This window comes from Pseudomonas sp. 2957 (assembly GCF_031456345.1).
GTDB lineage: Bacteria > Pseudomonadota > Gammaproteobacteria > Pseudomonadales > Pseudomonadaceae > Aquipseudomonas > Aquipseudomonas siliginis.
The window spans coordinates 1,093,565-1,117,313 of record NZ_JAVDUL010000001.1 but is presented as its reverse complement, the minus strand read 5'-3'; the positions used below and the strand labels follow the sequence as shown (position 1 = coordinate 1,117,313).

24 protein-coding genes, 1 tRNA gene and 2 pseudogenes are annotated in these 23,749 nt (G+C 56.4%); 8 read left to right on the top strand and 19 right to left on the bottom strand.

What is annotated here, in order from left to right; translation table 11 throughout:
- Positions 1 to 70 precede the first annotated feature (70 nt).
- The 3 genes from J2Y39_RS05050 to J2Y39_RS05040 all read right to left on the bottom strand — a co-directional run bounded on the left by J2Y39_RS05050 (position 71) and on the right by J2Y39_RS05040 (position 2,945).
- Positions 71 to 358, bottom strand: coding sequence for a hypothetical protein (locus J2Y39_RS05050; RefSeq protein WP_041478565.1), 288 nt, complete (start codon positions 356 to 358; stop codon positions 71 to 73).
- Between the two features lie 174 nt (positions 359 to 532).
- The gene (gene rtcA / locus J2Y39_RS05045) at positions 533 to 1,558 is read right to left on the bottom strand and encodes an RNA 3'-terminal phosphate cyclase (RefSeq protein WP_310215497.1); all 1,026 of its coding nucleotides are present in this window, start codon (positions 1,556 to 1,558) and stop codon (positions 533 to 535) included.
- A gap of 160 nt (positions 1,559 to 1,718) precedes the next feature.
- The gene (locus J2Y39_RS05040) at positions 1,719 to 2,945 is read right to left on the bottom strand and encodes an RtcB family protein (protein ID WP_310215495.1); all 1,227 of its coding nucleotides are present in this window, start codon (positions 2,943 to 2,945) and stop codon (positions 1,719 to 1,721) included.
- 195 nt (positions 2,946 to 3,140) lie between these two features.
- Between J2Y39_RS05040 and rtcR the strand changes: the two genes are divergently transcribed.
- Positions 3,141 to 4,745: an RNA repair transcriptional activator RtcR gene (gene rtcR, locus J2Y39_RS05035; protein WP_310215809.1), complete on the top strand. Its 1,605-nt coding sequence runs from the start codon at positions 3,141 to 3,143 to the stop codon at positions 4,743 to 4,745.
- A 419-nt stretch (positions 4,746 to 5,164) separates the two neighbouring features.
- On the opposite strand, the gene J2Y39_RS05030 is transcribed toward rtcR, so the two are convergent.
- On the bottom strand, positions 5,165 to 5,380 hold the full coding sequence (locus J2Y39_RS05030) for a hypothetical protein (protein WP_076567342.1): 216 nt from the start codon (positions 5,378 to 5,380) through the stop codon (positions 5,165 to 5,167).
- A 357-nt stretch (positions 5,381 to 5,737) separates the two neighbouring features.
- Here J2Y39_RS05030 and J2Y39_RS05020 point away from each other — a divergent pair, with 357 nt between their 5' ends.
- Both J2Y39_RS05020 and J2Y39_RS05015 read left to right on the top strand, forming a co-directional pair.
- On the top strand, positions 5,738 to 6,202 hold the full coding sequence (locus J2Y39_RS05020) for a hypothetical protein (RefSeq protein ID WP_310215492.1): 465 nt from the start codon (positions 5,738 to 5,740) through the stop codon (positions 6,200 to 6,202).
- 75 nt (positions 6,203 to 6,277) lie between these two features.
- Positions 6,278 to 6,606: pseudogene (locus J2Y39_RS05015) on the top strand (hypothetical protein).
- 23 nt (positions 6,607 to 6,629) lie between these two features.
- Here the strand turns inward: J2Y39_RS05015 and J2Y39_RS05010 are convergent.
- Positions 6,630 to 6,929, bottom strand: coding sequence for a hypothetical protein (locus J2Y39_RS05010; RefSeq protein ID WP_310215489.1), 300 nt, complete (start codon positions 6,927 to 6,929; stop codon positions 6,630 to 6,632).
- Between the two features lie 224 nt (positions 6,930 to 7,153).
- Between J2Y39_RS05010 and J2Y39_RS05005 the strand changes: the two genes are divergently transcribed.
- Positions 7,154 to 7,399, top strand: a complete 246-nt coding sequence (locus tag J2Y39_RS05005; protein WP_310215487.1) for a hypothetical protein — start codon at positions 7,154 to 7,156, stop codon at positions 7,397 to 7,399.
- On the top strand, positions 7,396 to 8,289 hold the full coding sequence (locus J2Y39_RS05000) for a hypothetical protein (RefSeq protein ID WP_310215484.1): 894 nt from the start codon (positions 7,396 to 7,398) through the stop codon (positions 8,287 to 8,289). Before J2Y39_RS05005 ends, J2Y39_RS05000 begins: the two co-directional genes overlap by 4 nt.
- 68 nt (positions 8,290 to 8,357) lie before the next feature.
- Here J2Y39_RS05000 and J2Y39_RS04995 read toward each other — a convergent pair whose 3' ends face one another.
- On the bottom strand, positions 8,358 to 8,543 hold the full coding sequence (locus J2Y39_RS04995; RefSeq protein WP_310215481.1) for a hypothetical protein: 186 nt from the start codon (positions 8,541 to 8,543) through the stop codon (positions 8,358 to 8,360).
- A 105-nt stretch (positions 8,544 to 8,648) separates the two neighbouring features.
- Positions 8,649 to 9,362, bottom strand: a complete 714-nt coding sequence (locus tag J2Y39_RS04990) for a DUF6602 domain-containing protein (protein WP_310215478.1) — start codon at positions 9,360 to 9,362, stop codon at positions 8,649 to 8,651.
- 140 nt (positions 9,363 to 9,502) lie between these two features.
- Here J2Y39_RS04990 and J2Y39_RS04985 point away from each other — a divergent pair, with 140 nt between their 5' ends.
- The gene (locus tag J2Y39_RS04985) at positions 9,503 to 11,545 is read left to right on the top strand and encodes a DNA cytosine methyltransferase (RefSeq protein ID WP_310215476.1); all 2,043 of its coding nucleotides are present in this window, start codon (positions 9,503 to 9,505) and stop codon (positions 11,543 to 11,545) included.
- A 61-nt stretch (positions 11,546 to 11,606) separates the two neighbouring features.
- Here J2Y39_RS04985 and J2Y39_RS04980 read toward each other — a convergent pair whose 3' ends face one another.
- Complete coding sequence (locus J2Y39_RS04980) at positions 11,607 to 12,236, bottom strand: hypothetical protein (RefSeq protein WP_310215472.1); 630 nt, start codon at positions 12,234 to 12,236, stop codon at positions 11,607 to 11,609.
- A 132-nt stretch (positions 12,237 to 12,368) separates the two neighbouring features.
- Positions 12,369 to 12,959 (bottom strand): DUF6680 family protein, encoded by a 591-nt coding sequence (locus tag J2Y39_RS04975; RefSeq protein WP_310215470.1) that lies wholly within the window; start codon positions 12,957 to 12,959, stop codon positions 12,369 to 12,371.
- A 39-nt stretch (positions 12,960 to 12,998) separates the two neighbouring features.
- Here J2Y39_RS04975 and J2Y39_RS04970 point away from each other — a divergent pair, with 39 nt between their 5' ends.
- Entirely contained in the window at positions 12,999 to 13,604 is a 606-nt protein-coding gene (locus tag J2Y39_RS04970; RefSeq protein WP_310215468.1) for a hypothetical protein, read from the top strand.
- A 352-nt stretch (positions 13,605 to 13,956) separates the two neighbouring features.
- Here J2Y39_RS04970 and J2Y39_RS04965 read toward each other — a convergent pair whose 3' ends face one another.
- Positions 13,957 to 14,268 carry a hypothetical protein gene (locus J2Y39_RS04965; RefSeq protein WP_310215465.1) on the bottom strand — a complete coding sequence of 104 codons (312 nt, stop codon included), beginning with the start codon at positions 14,266 to 14,268 and terminating at the stop codon, positions 13,957 to 13,959.
- A 431-nt stretch (positions 14,269 to 14,699) separates the two neighbouring features.
- Here J2Y39_RS04965 and J2Y39_RS04960 point away from each other — a divergent pair.
- Positions 14,700 to 15,883, top strand: a pseudogene (locus J2Y39_RS04960) (tyrosine-type recombinase/integrase).
- Between the two features lie 82 nt (positions 15,884 to 15,965).
- Here the strand turns inward: J2Y39_RS04960 and J2Y39_RS04955 are convergent.
- The 9 genes from J2Y39_RS04955 to thrS form a co-directional block, all read right to left on the bottom strand.
- Positions 15,966 to 16,042 (bottom strand) — tRNA-Pro (locus tag J2Y39_RS04955).
- An 89-nt stretch (positions 16,043 to 16,131) separates the two neighbouring features.
- Positions 16,132 to 16,488, bottom strand: coding sequence for a MerR family transcriptional regulator (locus tag J2Y39_RS04950; RefSeq protein WP_003179985.1), 357 nt, complete (start codon positions 16,486 to 16,488; stop codon positions 16,132 to 16,134).
- A complete protein-coding gene (ihfA, locus tag J2Y39_RS04945) occupies positions 16,469 to 16,771 on the bottom strand; it encodes an integration host factor subunit alpha (RefSeq protein WP_002553164.1) in 303 nt (100 codons plus the stop codon). The genes J2Y39_RS04950 and ihfA overlap by 20 nt, the downstream gene beginning before the upstream one ends.
- A gap of 3 nt (positions 16,772 to 16,774) precedes the next feature.
- On the bottom strand, positions 16,775 to 19,153 hold the full coding sequence (gene pheT, locus J2Y39_RS04940; protein ID WP_125926676.1) for a phenylalanine--tRNA ligase subunit beta: 2,379 nt from the start codon (positions 19,151 to 19,153) through the stop codon (positions 16,775 to 16,777).
- Between the two features lie 26 nt (positions 19,154 to 19,179).
- Entirely contained in the window at positions 19,180 to 20,196 is a 1,017-nt protein-coding gene (gene pheS, locus J2Y39_RS04935) for a phenylalanine--tRNA ligase subunit alpha (protein ID WP_003226365.1), read from the bottom strand.
- 109 nt (positions 20,197 to 20,305) lie between these two features.
- Positions 20,306 to 20,662, bottom strand: coding sequence for a 50S ribosomal protein L20 (gene rplT / locus J2Y39_RS04930; protein WP_002553161.1), 357 nt, complete (start codon positions 20,660 to 20,662; stop codon positions 20,306 to 20,308).
- 27 nt (positions 20,663 to 20,689) lie between these two features.
- Entirely contained in the window at positions 20,690 to 20,884 is a 195-nt protein-coding gene (gene rpmI, locus J2Y39_RS04925) for a 50S ribosomal protein L35 (RefSeq protein ID WP_002553160.1), read from the bottom strand.
- A 60-nt stretch (positions 20,885 to 20,944) separates the two neighbouring features.
- The gene (gene infC, locus J2Y39_RS04920) at positions 20,945 to 21,496 is read right to left on the bottom strand and encodes a translation initiation factor IF-3 (protein ID WP_169432615.1); all 552 of its coding nucleotides are present in this window, start codon (positions 21,494 to 21,496) and stop codon (positions 20,945 to 20,947) included.
- Positions 21,496 to 23,418, bottom strand: a complete 1,923-nt coding sequence (thrS, locus tag J2Y39_RS04915; protein ID WP_024012407.1) for a threonine--tRNA ligase — start codon at positions 23,416 to 23,418, stop codon at positions 21,496 to 21,498. The genes infC and thrS overlap by 1 nt, the downstream gene beginning before the upstream one ends.
- Positions 23,419 to 23,749 lie beyond the last annotated feature (331 nt).

Here is a 23,749-nt window from a genome sequence, read left to right as displayed (position 1 = left end):
ATTGGTTAAAGAAAAAGGCCAATGTCATCGACATTGGCCTTTTTATTTCAGCTTCGAAAGGATTGATTAGTCATTGCTTGGTGCACTGAGCGCCCAGTCCCATGCCCATGGAACCCAGAGCAACCATCGGGCCGCTCGGCAGTTCGCACGTATATTCGCCACTTTCGGTTTGAGCGGTGTAGAAGGTTGTATTGAAGTCGCTGCGGATATTTGAAACCTTGATTACGGGTTTGCCGATGGTGGTCTGTGCGCGATTCTTGAGATCACTCTCTCCCGGTTTGACGGTCTGGCATCCAGTAACTGCGAGCGCCATTGTTGCGAATAAAGCGAGAACCGGGATAGTCCTTGATGAGTTCATTGCAGATCGACCTTTTTGATTTTCATACCGGAGAAATACTGGCAATAACCTGCCAAGCGAAAGGACTTTAAGGTCGAGCCAGAACGGGGGCAATTAGGTCGGATGTGCTAATGGCTGAAGGCTAGCCTCACCTGCGATGAGGTTGTGCAACTGCTTTCCGGTTGCCGACTGCTGTTAATCGGTTTGGAAAACGTCTACCCGCAAGCGATCGCCGCCCCCCTCTCGGCAATCGATACGGACCGGCAAAAACAGGTGAATGACTTCGATGTTGCTGCGCAGATGATCAGTCATGCGCGGCGTGGTGAACGATCCGCCGCCGGCCAGCGCCATCGGCAACAGCAACTGATCGGCCAGATGCTCAGCGACAGCAGCATTACTGCACAACCAGTCGACGGCCTGATTGATTGCGGCATCGGCCACCTTCTCGGCGCGTAACGACACTTGGCCAAATGCGCTGAACACCTCAGTGACATGCTCGAAAACATACTCCAGCAATAACACATTGCCCGGACCGCGTGCCGGGTCAAGCGCCACAGGTTGCAGCGCCTCCACTGGCCAGTTCAAACGCTTGGCCACCTGACTCAGCTCTCGCTGAGCGACAGTGGGTGCGAGACCTGCGGTCAGCGCCAATGCGCGTCGTGAGACTGCCTCGCCGCGCTCACACAGGTCCAGGCGCGTGAGGCGCGAGGGCTGCACCTTCACCGCAATTTCGCCACCGCCAGCCGGTACGAACCCATAACGCAGCAACTCCAACTCGACATCGCCGCCCATGCGCCGCAGCAGCGGCAACCAACTGCGCGACAGGAAATCCGTCGGCGGCGCCAGCGGATTATGCGTGCCACCGGAGATTGTCACTCGACTGGCCTGCGGCGCCTGCAACAAGGCTGGCAACAGCGTCTGTAGCACCAGCGTGCAACTGCCCGCCGTGCCAATAGCGAACTGAAAGTTGCCTCCGCTAATCTCGCCCGGTTCGAAGCTCAGGGCTTGCGACCCCAGATGCGCACCAGATATCTCTGCACCACAAACCTCGGCCGCCGCCATCACGGCTGTCAGATGCTGACGCAGCAATCCCGGACGACTGCGTCTGGCGCGAATCTGTTTAATGCGAAACGCCCGACCTGTCACCATCGACAGGCTCAACGCACTGCGCAACACCTGGCCGCCACCGATGGCGCCGTCCAGTTCGATTATCTCTTTCATTGCAAATCCTTACGCGTATAGCCCGACGGTGTCTCTGAGGTACCGTTAAACCGTCGTGGGTCTTCCTGAGTTACGATCAATATTGATAATTCGCGCTTCAGCTCAGCCGCGATGAACCAGCGCACTGCCGACGCAGAATTCTCGCCAGCGCGGTAGTTCCTTAGCCTTTGACGCACACCACCTGACGCAGGGTGTGCAGCACTTCCACCAGCTCACGCTGGGCGTGCATGATTTTGTCGATGTCCTTGTAGGCCATCGGAATTTCGTCAATCACCGCTTCGTCCTTGCGGCATTCCACGTGGGCAGTGGCGCGGATCTGATCGGCAACGGTGAAGGTATTCTTGGCCTTGGTGCGGCTCATGGTGCGCCCGGCGCCGTGGCTGCAGGAACTGAACGACTCTTCGTTGCCCAGACCGCGCACAATGAAACTCTTGGCGCCCATCGAGCCCGGAATAATCCCCAGTTCGCCCTTCTTCGCTGACACCGCGCCTTTGCGGGTAATCAGCACGTCTTCACCGAAATGCCGTTCCTTCTGCACGTAATTGTGGTGGCAGTTGACCGCCTCCAGCGCCACTTCGAACGGCTTGCGGATGATCTGCCGCGTGGCCTGAACCACCGCGCGCATCATCAGTTCGCGGTTCTGTCTGGCGAAGTCCTGCGCCCACCCCACTGCTTCCACGTAATCATCAAAGTGCTGGCTGCCTTCTTCGAAATAGGCCAGGTCACGGTCCGGCAGGTTGGCAATGTGCTGACGCATATCGGCTTGGGCCATCTGGATGAACAGATTGCCGATAGCGTTGCCGACGCCACGCGAACCGCTGTGCAACATGAACCACACCCGGTTGGCTTCATCCAGGCACACTTCGATGAAATGGTTGCCACTGCCGAGCGTCCCCAGATGCCCCCGGTTGTTGGTGTTGGCCAGTTTCGGATATTTGTCAGTGATCAATTTGAAGCGTGGCTGCAACCCCGCCCAGGCCTGATCGGCTTGCTGAGGAATCTCGTCCCAGGCGCCTTTGTCTCGCCGCGAACGATTCGAACTGCGGCCATGTGGCACCGCTTGCTCGATGGCGCTACGCAGTCCGTGGAGGTTGTCCGGCAGATCCGAAGCCATCAGCGATGTACGCGCAGCGATCATTCCACAACCGATGTCGACGCCCACCGCCGCCGGAATGATCGCGCCGACCGTTGGAATAACGCTGCCGATGGTTGACCCCTTGCCCAGGTGCACATCCGGCATCACCGCCAGATGCTTGAAGATGAAGGGCATTTTCGCAGTGTTCATCAACTGTGCGCGGGCTTCGTTTTCAACCGGGACGCCTTCGGTCCAGAGTTTGATGGGCTTGCCGTTGGCGACTTCGAGAAGCTGGTAGGTTTGGTCTTTCATATCTTGGTGTCCATGTTCGTTTCCACCAGCATTGCAGCCGCTGTGCCAGCTTTGGATGCGGCTATGGTTTTTTCTGCTATGTTTCTGATTTTAATAGCTTTTATCTCTGATGCGACGAGTCTCGATAATCTATGGAAGACAAATCAGACCAGCAAAATTATCATTGCATATCGTCATTTATCTTATGAGATAAGCATGCCCAACAAACGCACGGTCGCCATCGGATTTATCGGAGCCACCCTGGATCGTGTCGGCAAAGGCGCCAGCCGTTGGAATTATTGGCGACCAAGCGTAGGTCTGTGCCAACAAACAGACCTCCCTATCCATCGGCTTGAATTGATTCACGGCCTGGACGCGCGCGACGTCAGCCTCGCCGAGCGCGTCCGAGTGGACATCCAGCAGATTTCTCCAAGCACCGAAGTGCGCCTGCATCCAATGTCGCTGCGCAACCCTTGGGATTTCGAGGAGGTGTACGGCGCCCTGCACGACTTCACCACTGCGTACAATTTTGACACCGAGCACGAGGATTACCTCGTCCACATCACCACCGGCACCCACGTCGCACAGATCTGCTGGTTCCTGCTGACCGAGGCGCGCTATCTGCCAGCCCGGCTGATTCAGACCTCCCCCGCCAAGCGCAAGAACGAAAACGATCACGCCTGTGGCACTCATGCGCTGATCGATCTCGACCTGTCGCGCTATGATCGGATTGCTTCACGCTTCGCCAGCAAACGTCTCGAAGGCCTGGAATTTCTCAAGTCCGGCATCGCCACACGCAACCCGGCCTTCAACCGCTCCATCGAACAAATCGAGCGCGTTGCGCTGCGCTCGAAAGCCCCCATGCTGCTGATCGGCCCGACCGGCGCCGGCAAATCCTTCCTGGCGCGGCGCATCTACGAACTCAAACGTAACCGTCATCAAATGCAGGGACGCTTTGTCGAAGTCAACTGTGCAACCTTGCGTGGCGACGGCGCGATGTCGGCCTTGTTCGGACACGTCAAAGGCGCCTTCACCGGCGCGCAAAACGCTCGCGATGGCCTGCTGCGCGCCGCAAACGGCGGCATGCTGTTTCTCGATGAAATCGGTGAGCTCGGCGCGGACGAACAAGCGATGCTGTTAAAGGCAATCGAAGAGAAACGCTTCTTCCCGCTGGGCTCGGACAAGGAAGTCGAGAGTGATTTTCTGATAATCGCCGGCACCCATCGCGACCTGCGCAGCCGCGTCGCCGAAGGCCTTTTTCGCGAGGATCTGTACGCAAGGATCAACCTCTGGACATTCGACCTGCCCGGCCTCGCCGGCCGCCGCGAGGACATCGAGCCAAACATCGATTTCGAACTGGAACGCCACGCGCGCGAACATGGGCAACGCGCGCGTTTCAATCTCGAAGCACGCCGACGCTACCTGGCCTTCGCCAGCTCACGTGAAGCAGCGTGGCTGGGCAACTTTCGCGAACTGTCCGCGTCGATTACACGGATGGCAACTTTGGCCGAAAGCGGACGCATCGATGAAGCGCAGGTAGACGATGAGATCGATCGATTGCGATATGCATGGGGCTTGGCGCAACCCACTGCGGTATCAACTGAGTTGCCGGGAGATAGCGAGAGCATGGACTTGTTCGATCGATTGCAGTTGAAGGCTGTCATTGAGGTGTGCCGGCAGGCCGACAGCTTGTCCGATGCCGGCCGACAGCTGTTCGGTGTTTCCCGGCAGGCCAAGGCGCAGCCTAATGATGCCGATCGCTTGAGGAAGTACCTGGCGCGGTTCGGACTTGAATGGGGCGAGTTAGTGGACACGAAGTGAAGCACAGCGCTCTTGATCGCACTACTTCAATGATGACTGTAGAAAAAATGAATTAGCCGCCTGATCCCTCGGTCAAGAATTATGAACGCAGTAAATCTGACGAGGTGACAGCAATGACTATCCAGGCAGAGACACTCGTACAACTGACCGAAGCGCTCCAAGAGCGAGGCATGAAAATGGTCTCAGACGTCCATTTCACCCGCGCACCCTATCGATACAACCATCGCTGGATCTGCATCGTAGAGTGAACATGCTTGTTGCCGGCGCCTGGATCGAAGCGTCCAGCCGCCGGCGCCGCTCGGCTTCGCCCTCCCAAGCCCAAATAGCCGTCTGCGCCCAGGGATGTCGATAGAGGGTTGGGCGGCAATAAAAACCCGGCGCGATGGCCGGGTCTCGTGAACTATTACAATTGATCGGGCTTACTTGGCGCCGCCATTATCTCGGCCCGTCTGGGCGTCCTGATCAGAGCCAGGATTGCCGGGTGGCGGATTCCAGTCCTCTGGTCGTTCGTCGGTACCCTGCTTCGGCTCAGAATCAGCCTGCTCCAGGCCGGAATCATGACCCTCGCCAGAATCAGGGGTTTGTTCGTCTGGTCCCGGATATGGCGCTTCAGGGCCGTTGTTGTCGTCGATCATCATTCTCTCCTGTCAGTGGCGCAGGGGCTGCGCATATTAATGAGAGAAAATCCGCAGCCTCGGAGTGCGATCTGCTCGACGAGCGGGCATGAAAATCTCATACAACTGCGAGATCCATTTGGCAAATCACTTATTCCGTTGCAGCCGAGCAGCACCGACCGGACGCCGAGTCGATCGCTGAACGAATCGCGCAGTACCTGGCCGCCGGCGGGCGGATCGACCAATTGAAAAGCCCGCCGCGCAACCCGCTCCCACCGCCTCGCTCGAAGAAATAGACTCTGAAACGGTCCTCAAGCGGCGGCCGAAGCCGATATCGGCGGCCGAACGCAAAGCGCTGCGCAAAATGGCGGACTCGCTATGAAGTCGAAACGCAAACCCAACAACGGTTTCACCCGGCCTGAACGCAGTTGCCGGGCGCTGCTGCGCACCAACCACGTCGCGGTGGTAAACATCGACCCCAGCGGCAGCCAGATCATGGCGAACTGGAAGAGCTGCAAGCAGATCCGCAGTCTGGCGAACGCCAACGCAATATTCGACTTCTCCTACCGCTGGACGATCTACATCGCCGCCATGTGTCGCGACGAGCGCGGTGCCGAGTACATCAAGTCGGTGGAGATATCGCCCGAGGGTATCTACAAGGTCGAGCGCCTGACCGATGCGATCGAGCATTACTACCTGGAGCTGCGCAACAGCGCGAACCCGAACCATCTGGTTGCCTCAGGCTGGATCGCCATTCCCGACGAGATATCAATGGACGAAGCCCAAGCCGCGAAACTGTTCTACGCCACCGGCGCCTGGCATCAGGTGAAGGTCGCAGCGTGAGACGTTTTCGCCCCCAACAACGCAAACGACAGACCTGGCTGGACTTGCCGGCCAGCGGAATTGAAGAAGTAGGCCATGGCCAAATCAGTACAGGAACGGTCGGCCAAGGCTGCGCAGAAGCGGCTGGCGGTCGCCGAGAAGAATTGCGACACAAGGTAAGGCCCGGCATCGAGCAGGCAATGGAGCGAATCCGGCGGCGCGGCAAGGTGCCAATAATAAGCGAGGTTCTTCAGATCGCCATCATGAAGATGGACTTGATGGCCGATGACGAGCTTGCGGCCTTCTTGAACTATCCGCGCCACGAAATCGTGATTAGCGAAAACGTGGCGCGGATGTTTCGGAATGAGAGTTTGGCCGAGCTGAAGCGAGACCCAGGGGATGAAGTGTTGAGACCTACAAGGTAAGCCAACGCCTGATTATGCTGAAGTCAGGTGAGCAGTACCCCCTCAATGTCTTCGTCCAATTTCCCAACCAGAGCCACAGCGTTGAACACTCCGTAGGCGGTCTTGCTCACGTGCGGAATGTTCTTCTCGTTACGGATGACTGGGATCTGCAACTCAACCGCGGTAACCAAGCGCGATAATTCTTCCTCGGTTTTCACGAAGCTGAACCGATCGTTCCAGTTGCGCACCGTAACTTCAGGGTTCGCCGCGCCATACCGCTTTTCTGCTTCCAGTACCTGTCGGGCTATCCCTTCTACCCGACCTTTCGATGTAATCCAATTCATTGCATCACCACTTGTTTGTTTTTCGGGCTAACGACTTAGAAAGTAGCTAGCGGTTAAGCCTTTCGGCCGACATAGAACACCGGACTATCGCGAATCTGTCCAATAGATTTATCCAACAAGAAGGCGCTCTAGAAGCTATTACAGGCCCTCCCAACCGCGCTCGGCTGTTGCGCCCCACTTCCTCGACACCTAAATCCAATCACGCCGGCAGGCGAGGAGCCCCTATGAACACGTATCGACACACATTCGCTGCGGTCTGCCCGTCCGACGGCGAGACCATTGTTTATCGCCTTGAGTTGAAATCCTTGTCGATGATCCATGTCGAGCATATCCGGGCAGCCACCGCGCTGATTAAAAAAGGCTGGCATGAACAGATCGCCGATCGCCTGTCGGAGTTTTTGGGCGGCGATCAAACCATCATCACTACGCACCAGGGCGTCGAGATCGAAACAGTGAGGCTCAGCGGATGATCCATTACCACGGCACGCCTGTCGGCGGTAAGCGAGAGGATGCGGCAAAGTTCCTGGCCGGCCGGCATGCGCTTGTGCCGTTTCCGCGCAAAGACGATCTTGGGGTTGTCGCCGATGTGTGCAAATCGTTTGTTTTCGATAACGGCGCGTTCACGGTTTGGAAAAAAGGTGGCCAGGTAGACGTCGACGGCTATACCCGTTGGGTCGAAGAATGGCATCGGCACCCAGGATTCACTTGGGCACTCATTCCGGACGTCATCGACGGCGACGAAGAGGCCAACGACGACCTAATTCGGCAGTGGCCAGAGGAGCTTCGCGGTGTGCCGGTCTGGCACTTAAACGAATCGACTGAGCGCCTGCAACGGCTGGCGAGGTGTTGGCGAACGGTTGCCATTGGCAGTTCTGGGCAATGGGGTACACCGGGCACTGGGCCATGGTGGAAGCGGATGGGCGCCGCGATGGACGCTGTCTGCGACGACCAAGGCCGGCCGATGTGCAGGCTGCACGGGTTGCGGATGCTCGACCCGGCCATTTTCCAACACCTACCTTTCGCATCAGCCGACTCGACGAACGCTGCGGTGAATGGCGGAAGCATCAGCCGATTCGGCATGTACGCCCCGCCCACTGCTGGCCAGCGAGCAAATGTGATCGCCGACCGGATCGAGGCGCACAACAGTTCAGCTATTTGGCTGCGGAAAAGCAGCTTGAGATCGCTATCTAAGGGAGTACGGCATTTTCATCCAGAACCCGCCAAATCTCACCTGGTTGTCCGTCAGTTTCGACAACGAGAATTTTCTCTCCACCCTCGTTGCTTTCGATATCAACGACAATACCGACACGGCGATCTGTCGCGGATTGATCAACGACCGGATCGCCAATTTCAAAAATAAACTTTTCACCAATGATCATAATTCTCTCCTTGATCCGGCTCCACGCCGGTCGCCCGTAACAACCCATATCAACGAACTGTGCCAGCAGGCCCGGCAGTCGATAGGCCGGCCAGGTCACGCCACCGTGCCAGGTCGACGATCAGTTTGAGCCCCAGGCGCACCTCGGCTTCAAGGCTTTCTTCGGGAAGGCTAAGCGGCCTGACAACCTCATCGCCTATCAGGCGTATCGCTTCCACATCGATTTTCGTGCTCATCGTAGTTACCGCCTGGTTTTTGCTGAGTGCAAATAATTAGCCCAACCCACAAATCACGCCACCCCGGTAAAGGAGTACCTGCGACGAAGGTCTAGGTAATGCTCTTTACAACAGCCAGTCTATAGGTCGATATGTCCTTGAACCCGCGGTTGCATCAATTTGATCAAAGAGCAACCCGATAAACATTCGCAACCCATATGTATCATCCTCAAAAGTTATATACCTACCATCATAAGGCAAACTAAATTCCGCTGAATAATTTTGATTGTGCGTCCAGAGCCCCACGCCATCTATGCATATAAGGCTCTGGGATTTTTCAATCACAGGGTTTCGCGCGCACTCATCGGCAAAGCCGCGGTAGTCGGATTGAAAACCAAACATTGCACAAACCGGATAATAGCCAACACCTCCATGCAGCTTGCCGTGGCTAGCCAGTTTTAAACCCTGTGGATTCGCGGGATTAAAACACTCGATCATTTCAGCAAACTGGTCCAGAGAGGATTTCCTGATATTGCTTTTCACCTCGATAACCCGCACTACCGAGTCTATAAGATAAACGCCGCGACCCGATGACTCCAGGAGCGGAGGCATGGCCCTTTTATCGTAAATAATTATGTCTGCCTGCACGCTTTGTTTGCCGGATCTGTCAATAACAATACCAGAGCCTATCCCGTAGTTGAACGGTAAAAAAAGCTGGATAAGGTTTACTAAAAAAGCTTCTCTTAAAGAGCCCTTCTCCCCATTATGGTGAATAGATTTTGTAATAGAGAACATCGATCTTAGCTCAGCGATTCTCGCTCGATACACATCTTCGTACATTGCCATTCCGCCATAGTAACCGTTGATCCCTGACTCTACAGAGTCCCCTTGGAAAGTTCACCCTTCGATTGAATGGTGCAATGGGATAACTGAACACTCTACTCAACTCGACAACACGCCCGACCCGGCGAGGATCCCCTATGTCCGCACAACAGAAGAAACACCCCTTCGATTTCAAAACTCAATACGGACTCGGCTTCAGCACTCAGGACGATGAGATCGTTGTCGATTTCTTCTGCGGGGGCGGCGGCGCCGGCACGGGGCTGGAGATGGGTCTGGGCCGTGCGGTGAATGTCGCGAAGAACCATAGCCCCCAAGCGATCAGCATGCACACCGTGAATCACCCGGGCGCCGTGCACTACACCACCGATGTGTTCGATGGTGACCCCGACACCGAATGCGGCGGAAAGGCCGTGGGCTGGTTCCACATGTCACCGGACTGCACGCACCACAGCCAAGCCGCCGGCGGACAGCCGCGCAAGCGCGAGATCCGGAATCTGTCGTGGATCGGCCTGAAGTGGGCCGGCAAGAAGAAACCTCGCGTCATCAGCTTGGAGAACGTGAAACAGATCCTCCAGTGGGGGCCGCTGATCGCCAAGCGCTGCAAATCGACCGGCCGCGTCATGAAGTTGGGCGGCGCCATTGCCGAGCCTGGCGAAGTCGTACCGGTTCACCAGCAGTTCCTGGTGCCTGATCCTAAACGTCGCGGGCAAACATGGGCCGTGTTCGTCGCCGAGCTGAAGCGCCTGGGCTACGCCGTTGAATGGCGGGTGATCAAGGCCTGCGACTTCGGCGCTCCGACCAGCCGCGAGCGACTGTTTATGATTGCCCGCTGCGATGGCCAGCCGATCGTTTGGCCAGAGCCAACCCACGCGAAGAACCCGGCCAAGGGCCAAAAGAAGTGGCGCACCGCCGCCGAGTGCATCGACTGGACCATCCCAAGCAAAAGCATCTTCGACCGGGCAAAGCCGCTGGCACCGGCAACCCTGCGCCGAATCGCCAAGGGCATGAAGAAGTTCGTCATCGATGCGGCTGATCCATTCATCGTGCCGATCGCGAACTGGTCGGGAGAAAGCGTTCAGTCTGCAAATGAGCCATTGCGCACAGTGACGTCCTGGCCGCGCGGCGGATCGTTCGCCATGGCAAGCCCAATCATTGCGCCAGCAACCCATCAGGGCAGCGATCGTGTCAACGATCCACACGCCCCGTTGCCGACGGTGACCTGTGCGAATCGCGGCGAGCTGACGCTGATCAGTCCGGTGCTCGTCGGCGCCGGTGGCCCGGTATATGCCGGAAACCCAGTAGCGGCGGACAAGCCTCTCGGCACCTTGATGACGCGCGGCCACCGCGCGCTCGCCGCGGCTCACCTGGTAAAATTCCGGTTCTCGGATGAAGGCAAGGCGCTCGACGAACCACTGCCGACCATCACCAGTGGCGGCAACTATCAGCGCCCAGCCGGAGCCGCTCACGCCATGGGTATCTCAACCGTATTCATGGCCCAGATGAACGGCGGGTTCAACACCACCGACGCCAAGAGCGTCGACGATCCGATGACCACGGTGACCAACACCGGCAGCCAGCAGCAGCTGGTGACGGCGACGCTGATCACCAACACCACCGGTCACGCTGCAACTGATCTGACGAATCCGGTACCGACAGTCACAACCGGGCAGCATCACGCGTTGGTCACTGCCTTCATGGAGCGTCAGTTCGGCGCCAGCGTCGGCCAAGGCGTGGACGAACCGGCACCGACCATTACGGCGGGTGGTGGCGGCAAGAGCTCGCTGGTCGAGCTGCAGCTCTCGCCAGAGGTTGAGGCCGGTGCATTGCGAGTCGCGGCATTCCTGATCAGCTACTACGGCACCGAGAACATGAGCGCCGCCGACGCGCCAGCGCCAACCATCACCACCAAGGATAGGCTGGGCCTGGTCACCGTGACCATCAAGGGCACGCCCTACGTGATCGTCGACATCTGCCTGCGGATGCTGCAACCGGCCGAGCTGTATAAGGCTCAGGGCTTCCCTGCCGACTACATCATCAGCCACGGCGCCGACGGAAAGCCATTCACCAAGACCCAGCAGGTCCATATGTGCGGCAACAGCGTCAGCCCTCCACCGATGGCTGCACTGGCTCGGGCCAACGATTCATGGCGCGCTATCGGTCGGCAAGCGGTGGCCGCTTGACAGATGCGAGTGGCGCTGTACCTAACGCTTTTACAGTAAATTGCGTCACTCGCAAGGCGACTTACTCAGAAGTCTCTGAGACTGATGCTTTTAAAGAATTATTTATCCAGTTTACTGAGTCCAGGGTTAACCGATACTCCTTGCCTGACTTGTTAAACTCCCAACTGTCCCCGGGCTTGGCATTTTTGATCTCGATTTTTTTACCATCCGGCAACGCAACAACGCCTACTGCTGTGTAATTAGAATTAATATCGGAAACACCGATAACCGCCTTGGTCTGCGGATCCTTAAAAGATTCGCCCTTAGAAAACCCCTTAGAAAACTCGTAAAGAGATACGGCCGGCACCTTTTCACCTGGCTCCTGCATTTGACTTGACAGTTTCAACGCGGTCAAATCGCGCTCCAGACTGCTAATTTTCAAAGCAAGAGCAGGGAATGATTTTGGCTCCGATGTCAGCCACGTTAAATATCGTTCGTTCTCCGCTTTCAATTTTGCGATTTCAGATTCTAAACCTGTGACCTTTTGCATATATTGTTCAGCTATTGTTTTAGAGTTTTCAACCTGAGCCTTATATAAATTTATCTTATTGTCATTAAGTACAAAAACTGAAAACGCCCAAACACCTGCAGCAACAATAAATATATGCCCAAGAATGCTCGTAATTGGATGATTTGAAAACCAATTGGACATATAAAACCCACCCCCCCAAGACGTCATAGATGCGAAATTCAATATTTTAGCATAGCGCCCTGTACTCCGACCGCCTTCGCTACATCGCTACTTGGCGGGAACCCTCCCCTTCAAAGTCAGCCGCTATAGAGGTCAAGGTGGGGGCACATTTGCACTTCCGGCTCTGGGGCGGTCAAAATCTCCCGGAATAACTTGAATCGGACTTCTACCTTCGAGAACTCCAGTCGCGGCGGTAACAAGATTCTCCATTCGAGTTTCGTATTGAGCATGCGCATTTGGCGAATACCAGCTTTTGTTCAATTGGACCCGATCGAACTGATATCCCAGCGAACGACCCATCGCAAAAAGGAGGTTCAAAAATAACTCATCACGTTGAGCGAAGAGCGCTTCAGAGCTCATTGAATTCATATTGACCACGTCACTTAGATGATCGTGGTACTCCTTCCACGCATCAAGAACGTTTTGGTCTCGCCCAGTAGTCCACTTTCGTCCGAAGGCCACATACCCATAAAAAGACAGGTCGATCATGTTCAGCCCGCGGACATGGTCGGCAGACAGACGAGCTCCGCGCGTTGCCATCAGCGCATGGAAAACTTGAAGTTTCCTTGCCCGACTCTCTCTGGATCGCTCAATCCATTTCTGAGCTTGTACCGCGAGTATGGGACCCAGCAGCGTGGCAGCAACAATCACCCAATCCGAAATGGTCATTTCTTGGCCGGTCATACCCACACACCCATTTTGTGTATTTTCATGGAGCGTAGCATGACGAAACAACGCCCTATATCATTCTCGGCGCCGATGGTGCGCGCCATTCTGGATGGCCGGAAGACAGTAACGCGGCGACCGGTGAAAGGTTCAGCGTTGAAATGGCTGGAAGAGTTCGTGCCGGAGTTCGTCGCGCTTTCAGCCAATGAGCTTTGCCCGTTCGGCCAGATCGGCGAACGGCTTTGGGTGCGCGAAACGTGGTACTGCGATCACAACGAGGTCATGCGCGGCCCCTATCTCAAACCGGACGACTTGGATGTGAGCGAGGCACGCGACGACGGCACTCTGGTGTACGCCGCCGATGGACTGGCTCCCTACGAGCAAGAGCAGCCGACGTGGAAGCCAAGCGTCCATATGCCTCGCTGGGCCTGCCGCATCCTGCTGGAGATTACCGACGTGCGCGTCGAGCGGCTGCAGGACATCAGCGAGGAACAGGCCAAAGCCGAAGGACTTAGAGCGTGGCGTATGACAGGCGATGGCGGTTACTCCGATGACGGCGAATCCGCACGCGATCAGTTCATTGATCTGTGGCGATCTACCGGCGGTAACTGGGATGCCAATCCATGGGTCTGGGTCATTGAATTCAAGCGGGTGACGCCATGATCGTCACCATTATTGCCGGCTGCACCCTTTCCCTCCTCTTCACGGCATGGCCAATGGTCAGTGGTCAGTGGTCAGTGGTCAGTGGTCAGTGCCTAACGAGCGCCTGCGAGCTGTACGTCCAGTGTTAGGTCAAAGCCCGCAGCACTCGCTCGCAGATTTAACGCCTCACTCTCACTTAATGATAGTTAGAGAGCCAAGAAAGATTAATAAGTAGAGAACTACTTTAACGCTTCGCAGGCAAGGCATGCTAATTGCAATAATGGTCAACTTTAATATATCGAAATTGAAGAATAGCTTTTGTCCGAGCGCCATTACAAATAACGCTCAGACATATCGCGATTCGCACTCAACCCTAGCACATATTGCATGGACCACCCATGTGAGGTGAAGCGCAGGCTTTCACCAGAGGTGTATCGATGCATAGTAGACAGCACAGACCATCAATCATGAATGTTTTGGGATTATCTAGGTATTTTTGAATCGCCTCATCAGATGCAAAGGTCAATTTCGCGTCACGACCCAACGTCTTGAAATCCATAGGCTTACTAGATAATTCAGCAGAAGCAACCGCACTACTAATTTCAGGCAAAGAGATAAATTTCTCAATATTGTTACGGACTTCACTTTCGATTTGAGCCTTCCATTGCTCTACGGTAGTAGACATTTTTTGCTCTCCAAACGTAGTGCATAAATTCCACCAGATTTTGGTGGGGCGAATCATTAAAGTTAGCCCACAAAACCATATAGTCAATTAATTATCTCGGCCTTATATATCAATAGCAATTCCGCCACGCGCGGCATGGAGCATCACATGTCAAATCGAAGCGCGGCCCAGGTCGCGCCCATCCTCCCGCGCTTCATTCGCGCCGGCGAGGCATACGGCTACCTCGGCATGTGCCGGGACGAATTCAACAAAACGGTGCGCCCAAACGTCCGCGAATTCCCAATCGGGAAACAGGGCATCGGCTTCGACCGTCTCGAGCTGGACGAGTGGGCCGATCGTTACATCGAGTCGATGGCAATTGAAAAGGCCGCCAATCAGGACAACAATCGCCCTCGCAGCGAGCGCCAGGGCAAGAAGAAAGGAGCAACGCCGTGGCCCAAAAAGCAATCACCGGCCCCAGCAAATGCCGAACGGCATCTGGAAGATCGACAAAAAGTACAGAGGAGAACGAATTCAAGAGAGTACTGGCACTTGTAACCGCGCCGAAGCAGAGCAGTACCTGATCCACAAGCTGGAGCAGTTGCGCCAGCAGAAGGTGTACGGCGTCCGGCGAGTCAGGACGTGGCGGGAGGCGGCGACTCGCTTCCTGCTGGAAGTGAAGGATCAGGCTTCAATTCACATCTCGGCCACTTATATGGAGCAGCTCGACCCGTTCATTGGCGATATGCCGCTGACCCACATCGACGACGATGCACTCGCGCCATACATCCAGTCTAAGCTGAATCCAGCGGTAGGGAAACCGGTCACGAACCGGACAGTGAATATCGCGCTTCAGCGGGTTATCCGCGTGTTGAACCTTTGCGCGCGAAAGTGGCGTGACGAAGAGCGACGGCCGCTGCTGGACGTGGTGCCGATGATTTCCCTGCTGGACGAGAAGACGAACAGCCGAAAGCCCTACCCGCTTTCATGGGAAGAGCAGTCGATCCTGTTCGCCGAACTCCCGGCGCACCTTCAGACCATGGCCATGTTCAAGGTCAACACAGGTTGCCGGGAGCAGGAAGTTTGCAAGCTACAGTGGAATTGGGAGATTGCGGTACCGGAGCTGGGAACGAGCGTGTTCTTGATACCGGCGGGGTTTGGGGGAAGGAGCGCCAGGTCTGGCGTGAAGAACCGAGACGAGCGTCTGGTCGTGACGAATGACGTTGCCAAGTCAGTGATCGAGAAGCAGCGCGGCAAGCATCCGCTCTACGTCTTCCCGTTTGGCAAGCCAGATGGTGAAGGGAATGAAACGACGGTTCACCGCATGAATGACTCCGCCTGGAAGAAGGCGCGGATTCGAGCGGCGAAGAAGTGGCAGGAGAAATTCTTGCGGCCGGCACATGACGGCTTTGCCAGAATCCGAATTCACGACTTGAAGCACACCTTTGGGAGAAGGCTGCGTGCGGCTGGCGTGACTGAGGAGGATCGCAAAGCGCTGCTCGGCCACAAGAACGGGAGCATCACCAGCCACTACTCGGCAGCGGAGTTGGATCAGCTCATTGCGGCGGCAAATAAGGTATCAGCAACCGACTCGCGCGCACCAGCGCTGACGATTCTGAAAAGGAGGGAAGCATGATCGAAAATGCCAAGGTCACTCAGAAAGTCACTATGGCAGAAACAACAAAGCCGCTCGAAAGCGGCTAAGTCGTTGAAAAATATGGTCGGGACGGAGTGATTCGAACACTCGACCCCTAGCACCCCATGCTAGTGCGCTACCGGACTGCGCTACGCCCCGACTGATGTTGCACCCCGTTCTTCACCTCGAAGAACGCTCAAGAATATATCGCAAGCTTTTGAAAACTGGAAGTATTCAAACGCAGCTTTTTATTTCTTGAGTACCACCAGCACATCTTCCAATTCAGCAATCATCTGCCGAATCATCTGTTTGTACTGTGTGGTGTCATCTTTGGCTTCGTCGCCGGACAGACGCAGACGTGCGCCGCCGATGGTGAAACCCTGATCGTAAAGGAGCGCGCGGATCTGCCGGATCATCAGCACGTCCTGGCGCTGATAATACCGGCGGTTCCCGCGGCGTTTGACGGGGTTGAGCTGAGGAAACTCCTGCTCCCAGTAGCGCAGCACGTGTGGCTTTACGGCACACAGCTCGCTGACTTCACCAATGGTGAAGTAGCGTTTGCCCGGGATGACGGGTAGTTCGTCGTTATGACTTGGTTCCAGCATAAGCCTCAACTCGGGCCTTCAACTTCTGCCCTGGACGAAAGGTGACCACACGGCGAGCCGTGATCGGGATTTCTTCCCCCGTTTTCGGGTTGCGGCCGGGCCGCTGGCGTTTGTCCCGAAGGTCGAAATTGCCGAAACCGGACAATTTGACCTGCTCGTTGTCTTCAAGAGCGTGCCTGATTTCCTCGAAAAACAGTTCGACCAATTCCTTGGCTTCCCGCTTGTTCAGGCCCAGCTCTTCATACAGACGTTCCGCCATCTCAGCTTTCGTCAAAGCCCCCATACGTCACTTCCTTAACGTGGCGTTCAACCTTTGTTCGAGCGAGGTGAGGATATTTTGCGTCGTCGAATTCACCTCATCGTCATTAAGAGTGCGCGATGGATGCTGCCAGGTCAAGCCGACTGCAAGGCTTTTTCTATCAGGATCAATACCTTTACCCTGATACACGTCAAACAGCCTGAGCTCTGTGAGCCATTCGCCTGCATTTTCACGGATTACGTCCAGTACAGCCGAGGCCGCGACGTCTTTGTGCGCGATCAGTGCAAGGTCACGACGCACTTCAGGAAAGCGCGACAACTCGTGGAATTTCGGCATTTTACCGAGCGCCACTTCCGCCAGAACCAGCTCAAAGACGAACACCGGACGATCCAGCCCCAGCGCCTTCGACAGCTCAGGGTGAATTGCACCGATATAGCCTACCTCGCGACCTTCACGCTCGATGCGCGCGGTTTGACCCGGATGCAGCGCCGGGTGTTTGCCCGGAGCAAAGGTGAACGAATCCAGGGCACCGGCAAAACCCAGTACAGCCTCCACGTCAGCCTTTACGTCGAAGAAGTCGACGGTATCCCGACCCTGCGCCCAGCCTTCCGGCAAGCGACTCCCGCAAACAACCCCGGACAGCATAGGCTCTTGCTTCAAGCCCTCAAGCTGACCAACGAAGCGCAGACCGCTCTCGAACAGACGCACGCGATCCTGCTGACGGTTGAGGTTGTGCTGCAACGCCTTGACCAGACCTGGCCACAACGACGAGCGCATGGCGGCCATATCGTTGGAGATCGGATTGGCCAGCAACAGCGGCTCGACACCTGGATTGAACAGTTCGAACTGACGCGGATCAATGAAGCTGTAAGTGATCGCTTCCTGATAACCACGAGCAACCAGCAGACGACGCAGCTCAGGCAGATCACTACGCGCTTCGGCCTTGGCTTGCGGCGCCAGACGCGCTTGCGGGTAGCGAACCGGCAGACGGTTGTAACCGTACAGACGAGCCAGCTCTTCGATCAGGTCGACTTCCAGGCTGATATCGAAGCGGTGGCTTGGCACTTCAACGCGCCATTGGCCTTCGCCGTCAGCGGTAATGCTCAAGCCCAAGGCACTGAGCAGACGCTCGACCTGTGCCGAATCCATCTCCATGCCGAGCATCTGAGTGATGCGCTGAGCGCGCAGAGTGATCGGTGCAATCGATGGCAGATGTTGTTCGCTGACGGTCTCGATGATCGGACCAGCTTCGCCGCCAGTGATTTCCAGCAGCAGGCCAGTGGCGCGCTCCATGGCTTCACGGGCCAGTTGCCAGTCAACGCCACGCTCGTAGCGATGCGAAGCGTCGGTATGCAAGCCGTAAGAACGTGCCTTGCCGGCAACCGCAATCTGATCAAAGAACGCAGATTCGAGGAACACATCACGGGTGGTCGCGGAAACACCGCTGTGCTCGCCACCCATGACGCCGGCGATCGCCAGTGCACGAGTGTGGTCAGCGATGACCAGCGTATCGCTACGCAGGCTGACTTCCTGACCATCAAGCAGAACCAGCTTTTCGCCCTCTTCAGCCATGCGCACACGAATGCCGCCATTGATTTCGGCGAGATCGAAAGCGTGCAGCGGTTGGCCGAGCTCGAGCATGACGTAGTTGGTGATGTCGACGGCAGCGTCGATGCTGCGCACGTCGGCGCGACGCAGACGCTCAACCATCCACAGCGGGGTTGGCTTGGACAGGTCGACGTTACGGATGACCCGACCCAGGTAACGTGGGCAGGCAGCTGGGGCCAGCACCTCGACCGAGCGGACTTCGTCGTGTACCGCTGCAACCGCAGCCACCACAGGACGGGTTACCGGCACGGCGTACAGCGCGCCGACTTCACGAGCCAGACCGGCCAGGGACAGGCAGTCGCCACGGTTCGGGGTCAGGTCGACCTCGATGCTGGCGTCTTCCAGATCCAGATACACTCGGAAATCTTCGCCCACCGGCGCATCGGCCGGCAGCTCCATCAGACCGTCGTTGCCCTCACCGACCTGCAGCTCTGCCTGCGAGCACAGCATGCCGTTGGACTCGACGCCACGCAGCTTGGCCTTCTTGATCTTGAAGTCGCCCGGCAGCTCTGCGCCAATCATCGCGAACGGAATCTTCAGGCCCGGGCGCACGTTTGGCGCTCCGCACACGACCTGGAAGGTTTCCGCGCCATTGCTGACCTGGCATACGCGCAACTTGTCGGCGTCCGGATGCTGCTCGGTGCTCAGCACCTCACCCACCACCACACCACTGAATACGCCGGCGGCCGGAGTAACGCTATCGACCTCAAGACCGGCCATCGACAGACGGGCAACCAGCTCGTCGCGATCTACCTGCGGGCTTACCCAGCCACGCAGCCATTGTTCACTGAATTTCATCCTGCTCTCCTAAGAATTCGTTACGACTAGCGAAATTGCGCGAGGAACCGCAAGTCGTTGTCGAAGAACAGACGCAAGTCGTTCACGCCGTAACGGAGCATGGCCAGACGCTCGACACCCATGCCGAAGGCAAATCCGGAGAACTCTTCCGGATCGATGCCGGACATGCGCAGCACGTTCGGGTGAACCATGCCGCAGCCCATCACTTCCAGCCAGCCAGTCTGCTTGCAGACGCGGCAGCCTTTGCCGCTGCACATCACGCATTCCATATCGACTTCAGCGGATGGCTCGGTGAAGGGGAAGTACGAAGGACGGAAACGCACGGCCAGTTCTTTCTCGAAGAACACCCGCAGGAATTCTTCGATCGTGCCTTTGAGATCGGCAAAATTGATATCGCGATCGACCAGCAGGCCTTCGACCTGGTGGAACATCGGCGAATGGGTGATATCGGAGTCGCTGCGATAGACGCGGCCCGGGCAGACGATGCGGATCGGCGGCTGCTTCGATTCCATGGTGCGGACCTGTACCGGCGAGGTATGGGTGCGCAGCAACATGTTGGCATTGAAATAGAAGGTGTCATGCATCGACCGGGCCGGGTGATGGCCTGGGATGTTGAGCGCTTCAAAGTTGTGGTAGTCGTCTTCGACCTCAGGGCCTTCGGCGATGCCGTAGCCAATGCGGGTGAAGAACTGCTCGACACGCTCCAGAGTCCGGGTGACCGGATGCAGACCGCCAGAGGTCTGGCCACGGCCCGGCAATGTCACGTCGATGGATTCGGCAGACAGTTTGGCAGCCAGCTCGGCTTCTTCAAACAATGCCATGCGCGCATTGAGAACGCCTGTAACACGTTCCTTGGCAACGTTGATCAGCGCACCGACTTGCGGACGCTCTTCGGCCGGCAGATTCCCCAGGGTCTTCATCACCTGAGTCAATTCGCCCTTCTTGCCAAGGTATTGAACCCGGATTTGCTCCAGGGCATTGATATCTTCAGCGCTTTGCACAGCCTCTAGTGCTTGAGAGACCAGCGCATCCAGGTTTTCCATGTACAGACTCCAGATACAAAATAGGGGAAGAGCTTGAAGGCTCTTCCCCTATTTATGACGTTTAACACCTGGCCCCACAGAGGTGAGGCCGGGTGACTGTCGGGGGTACTTAAGCCAAGGTGGCTTTAGCTTTCTCGACAATCGCAGCAAACGCCGCTTTTTCGTTCACTGCCAGATCAGCCAGAACCTTACGGTCGATCTCGATGGACGCTTTTTTCAGGCCAGCGATGAAACGGCTGTAGGACAGACCGTTAACACGAGCACCAGCGTTGATACGAGCGATCCACAGAGCGCGGAACTGACGTTTTTTCTGACGACGGTCACGGTAGGCGTATTGGCCTGCCTTGATTACCGCTTGCTTGGCAACACGGAATACGCGGGAGCGTGCGCCGTAGTAGCCTTTAGCAAGTTTCAGAATTTTTTTGTGACGCTTACGGGCAATGACGCCACGCTTTACACGAGCCATGAGTTACTTCCTCTATTCTTGACTAAATTAACGAAGGCGCAGCATGCGCTCGACTTTTGCCACGTCAGACGGATGCAGCAAGCTGCTACCGCGCAGTTGACGCTTACGCTTGGTCGACATTTTAGTCAGGATGTGGCTCTTGAAAGCGTGCTTGTGCTTGATGCCGTTAGCAGTTTTCAGAAACCGCTTGGCAGCACCACTTTTGGTTTTCATTTTTGGCATGTTCGGATACTCCGCATTCAGTTGATAAACATAATCAGAAGGCCTGCCGTGCCCTGTTGATTACTTCTTCTTTTTCGGGGCGATGACCATGATCAGCTGGCGTCCTTCCATCTTAGGATGCTGTTCGACCGAACCGTACTCGAGCAGGTCTTGTTCAACCCGCTTGAGGAGTTCCATCCCCAGCTCCTGGTGGGCCATCTCACGGCCGCGGAATCGCAAGGATACCTTGGCCCTGTCCCCGTCACTCAGGAAACGTACCAGGTTGCGCAGTTTTACCTGGTAATCCCCTTCCTCCGTCCCTGGACGAAACTTGATTTCTTTAACCTGAATCTGCTTCTGGTTTTTCTTCGCCGCGGCAATCTGCTTCTTCTTCTCGAAGATCGATTTGCCGTAGTCCATCACCCGGCAAACAGGCGGGACTGCATCTGCGGAAATTTCCACCAGATCAAGCTTTGCTTCTTCAGCGATACGAAGCGCTTCATCAATCGAGACGATGCCAATCTGCTCGCCATCAGCGCCAATTAACCGAACCTCGCGTGCCGAGATATTCTCGTTGATCGGGGCTTTCGGTGCAGCTCGTTTATCTTGTCTCATTTCACGCTTAATAATAATTACTCCGAATCTGGGCGACCACGCCGGGAAACCGCTTGCGCGAGAAACTCAGCGAACTGGGCGACGGGCATCGAGCCCAGGTCAGCACCTTCACGAGTACGCACAGCGACAGTCTGCATCTCGACTTCCTTATCTCCGATAACCAAAAGATAGGGAACCTTGAGCAAAGTATGCTCGCGGATTTTAAAGCCGATCTTTTCATTTCTCAAGTCGGACTTGGCACGAAATCCGCTTTCGTTGAGAGTTTTTTCAACCTCTGCAACAAAATCTGCCTGTTTATCAGTGATATTCATGATCACCGCCTGGGTCGGCGCGAGCCACGCAGGGAAAGCACCTTCGTAGTGCTCGATCAGAATCCCGACGAAACGCTCGAACGAACCGAGGATCGCGCGGTGCAACATCACCGGGTGTTTGCGGCTGTTGTCTTCAGAGACGTATTCAGCGCCCAAACGGACAGGCAGGTTAAAATCGAGCTGCAAGGTACCACACTGCCAGACGCGACCGAGACAATCTTTCAGCGAGAACTCGATCTTCGGCCCGTAGAAAGCACCCTCGCCCGGCTGCAGATCGTACGGCAGGCCAGCAGAATCAAGGGCTGCAGCCAATGCAGCTTCAGCGCGATCCCACAGTTCATCGGAGCCGACGCGTTTTTCCGGACGAGTGGACAGTTTCATCTCAACTTCGGTAAAGCCGAAATCGCGATAGACATCCATGGTCAGCTTGATGAACGCAGCGGACTCGGCCTGCATCTGCTCTTCGGTGCAGAAGATGTGCGCGTCGTCCTGAGTGAACGCTCGCACGCGCATGATGCCGTGCAACGCACCCGACGGCTCGTTACGGTGGCAAGCACCGAACTCGGCCAGACGCATCGGCAACTCGCGGTAGCTTTTCAGGCCCTGATTGAACACCTGCACGTGGCATGGGCAGTTCATCGGCTTGATGGCGTAGTCGCGGTTTTCCGACTGGGTGGTGAACATGTTGTCGGCGTAGTTGGCCCAGTGCCCGGATTTTTCCCACAGGCTGCGGTCGACGACTTGAGGAGTCTTGATCTCAAGGTAGCCGTTGTCGCGCTGGATCTTGCGCATGTACTGCTCGAGCACCTGGTACAGAGTCCAGCCGTTCGGGTGCCAGAACACCATGCCCGGGGATTCTTCCTGGGTGTGAAACAGGCCCAGGCGCTTGCCGATCTTGCGGTGATCGCGCTTCTCGGCTTCTTCGATGCGCTGAATGTAAGCCGCCAGCTGTTTCTTGTCCGCCCAAGCGGTGCCGTAGACGCGCTGCAATTGCTCGTTCTTGGCGTCGCCACGCCAGTAGGCGCCCGACAGCTTGGTCAGCTTGAAGGATTTCAGGAAACGCGTGTTCGGCACGTGCGGACCGCGGCACATGTCGACGTATTCTTCGTGATAGTACAGACCCATGGCCTGCTCGTTCGGCATGTCTTCGACCAGACGCAGCTTGTAATCTTCGCCGCGGGCCTTGAACACTTCGATCACTTCCGCGCGCGGAGTGACTTTCTTGATGACGTCATAATCCTTCTCGATCAGCTGCTGCATGCGCTGCTCGATGGCCGCCATGTCTTCCGGCGTGAAAGGACGCTCGTAGGCGATGTCGTAATAGAAGCCTTCGTCGATGACCGGGCCGATGACCATCTTCGCGGTCGGGTACAGCTGCTTGACCGCGTGGCCAACCAGGTGCGCGCAAGAGTGGCGAATGATCTCCAGCCCCTCTTCATCCTTTGGCGTAATGATTTGCAGTGTCGCGTCGCTGCTGATGATGTCGCTGGCGTCGACCAGTTGGCCATTGACCTTGCCCGCGAGCGTGGCCTTGGCCAGGCCTGCACCAATGGATGCGGCGACCTCGGCTACGGAAACCGGGTGATCGAATGAACGTTGACTGCCGTCGGGAAGAGTAATAGTTGGCATGGCGCCTCCTCTCCTAGTGGTGACCCCTACCAAAGGTCACGTGGGTTGGGATGAGCCAGTACAAGATCCGATCCAGGCCATTCAATGACGAACGCCTGCCTTACAGCGGCAGGAGCCTTGCGGCCAACCGGAAAACCGAACCAGAGTGACTGGGATTCAAATCGGAAAAATTCGCACGCCGACCGCTTCGGGACTGAAGGTCATCCGAAGCCTGAGAACGCTTGAGCCCGGCATGCTAGCACAGATGAGCGGTCGCTTACGCCCTGATTTGGCAGAAGGCCAAATGTCCGTTTTTATGCCAGAGTGCTGAACTTGATCGGCCTTTGCGCCC

What these genes read in the sequence shown, in the direction of transcription:
- thrS (WP_024012407.1), bottom strand. Translation starts at nt 23,418, where the DNA reads ATGCCAACTATTACTCTTCCCGACGGCAGTCAACGTTCATTCGATCAC.
- J2Y39_RS04950 (WP_003179985.1), bottom strand. Translation starts at nt 16,488, where the DNA reads ATGCTGGAACCAAGTCATAACGACGAACTACCCGTCATCCCGGGCAAA.
- pheS (WP_003226365.1), bottom strand. Translation starts at nt 20,196, where the DNA reads ATGGAAAACCTGGATGCGCTGGTCTCTCAAGCACTAGAGGCTGTGCAA.
- rtcA (WP_310215497.1), bottom strand. Translation starts at nt 1,558, where the DNA reads ATGAAAGAGATAATCGAACTGGACGGCGCCATCGGTGGCGGCCAGGTG.
- J2Y39_RS05005 (WP_310215487.1), top strand. Translation starts at nt 7,154, where the DNA reads ATGAACACGTATCGACACACATTCGCTGCGGTCTGCCCGTCCGACGGC.
- rtcR (WP_310215809.1), top strand. Translation starts at nt 3,141, where the DNA reads ATGCCCAACAAACGCACGGTCGCCATCGGATTTATCGGAGCCACCCTG.
- J2Y39_RS04965 (WP_310215465.1), bottom strand. Translation starts at nt 14,268, where the DNA reads ATGTCTACTACCGTAGAGCAATGGAAGGCTCAAATCGAAAGTGAAGTC.
- rpmI (WP_002553160.1), bottom strand. Translation starts at nt 20,884, where the DNA reads ATGCCAAAAATGAAAACCAAAAGTGGTGCTGCCAAGCGGTTTCTGAAA.
- J2Y39_RS05020 (WP_310215492.1), top strand. Translation starts at nt 5,738, where the DNA reads ATGAAGTCGAAACGCAAACCCAACAACGGTTTCACCCGGCCTGAACGC.
- J2Y39_RS05000 (WP_310215484.1), top strand. Translation starts at nt 7,396, where the DNA reads ATGATCCATTACCACGGCACGCCTGTCGGCGGTAAGCGAGAGGATGCG.
- J2Y39_RS04970 (WP_310215468.1), top strand. Translation starts at nt 12,999, where the DNA reads ATGACGAAACAACGCCCTATATCATTCTCGGCGCCGATGGTGCGCGCC.
- J2Y39_RS04985 (WP_310215476.1), top strand. Translation starts at nt 9,503, where the DNA reads ATGTCCGCACAACAGAAGAAACACCCCTTCGATTTCAAAACTCAATAC.
- pheT (WP_125926676.1), bottom strand. Translation starts at nt 19,153, where the DNA reads ATGAAATTCAGTGAACAATGGCTGCGTGGCTGGGTAAGCCCGCAGGTA.
- J2Y39_RS04990 (WP_310215478.1), bottom strand. Translation starts at nt 9,362, where the DNA reads ATGTACGAAGATGTGTATCGAGCGAGAATCGCTGAGCTAAGATCGATG.
- J2Y39_RS04995 (WP_310215481.1), bottom strand. Translation starts at nt 8,543, where the DNA reads ATGAGCACGAAAATCGATGTGGAAGCGATACGCCTGATAGGCGATGAG.
- J2Y39_RS04980 (WP_310215472.1), bottom strand. Translation starts at nt 12,236, where the DNA reads ATGTCCAATTGGTTTTCAAATCATCCAATTACGAGCATTCTTGGGCAT.
- J2Y39_RS05040 (WP_310215495.1), bottom strand. Translation starts at nt 2,945, where the DNA reads ATGAAAGACCAAACCTACCAGCTTCTCGAAGTCGCCAACGGCAAGCCC.
- J2Y39_RS04975 (WP_310215470.1), bottom strand. Translation starts at nt 12,959, where the DNA reads ATGACCGGCCAAGAAATGACCATTTCGGATTGGGTGATTGTTGCTGCC.
- J2Y39_RS05010 (WP_310215489.1), bottom strand. Translation starts at nt 6,929, where the DNA reads ATGAATTGGATTACATCGAAAGGTCGGGTAGAAGGGATAGCCCGACAG.
- J2Y39_RS05030 (WP_076567342.1), bottom strand. Translation starts at nt 5,380, where the DNA reads ATGATCGACGACAACAACGGCCCTGAAGCGCCATATCCGGGACCAGAC.
- ihfA (WP_002553164.1), bottom strand. Translation starts at nt 16,771, where the DNA reads ATGGGGGCTTTGACGAAAGCTGAGATGGCGGAACGTCTGTATGAAGAG.
- rplT (WP_002553161.1), bottom strand. Translation starts at nt 20,662, where the DNA reads ATGGCTCGTGTAAAGCGTGGCGTCATTGCCCGTAAGCGTCACAAAAAA.
- J2Y39_RS05050 (WP_041478565.1), bottom strand. Translation starts at nt 358, where the DNA reads ATGAACTCATCAAGGACTATCCCGGTTCTCGCTTTATTCGCAACAATG.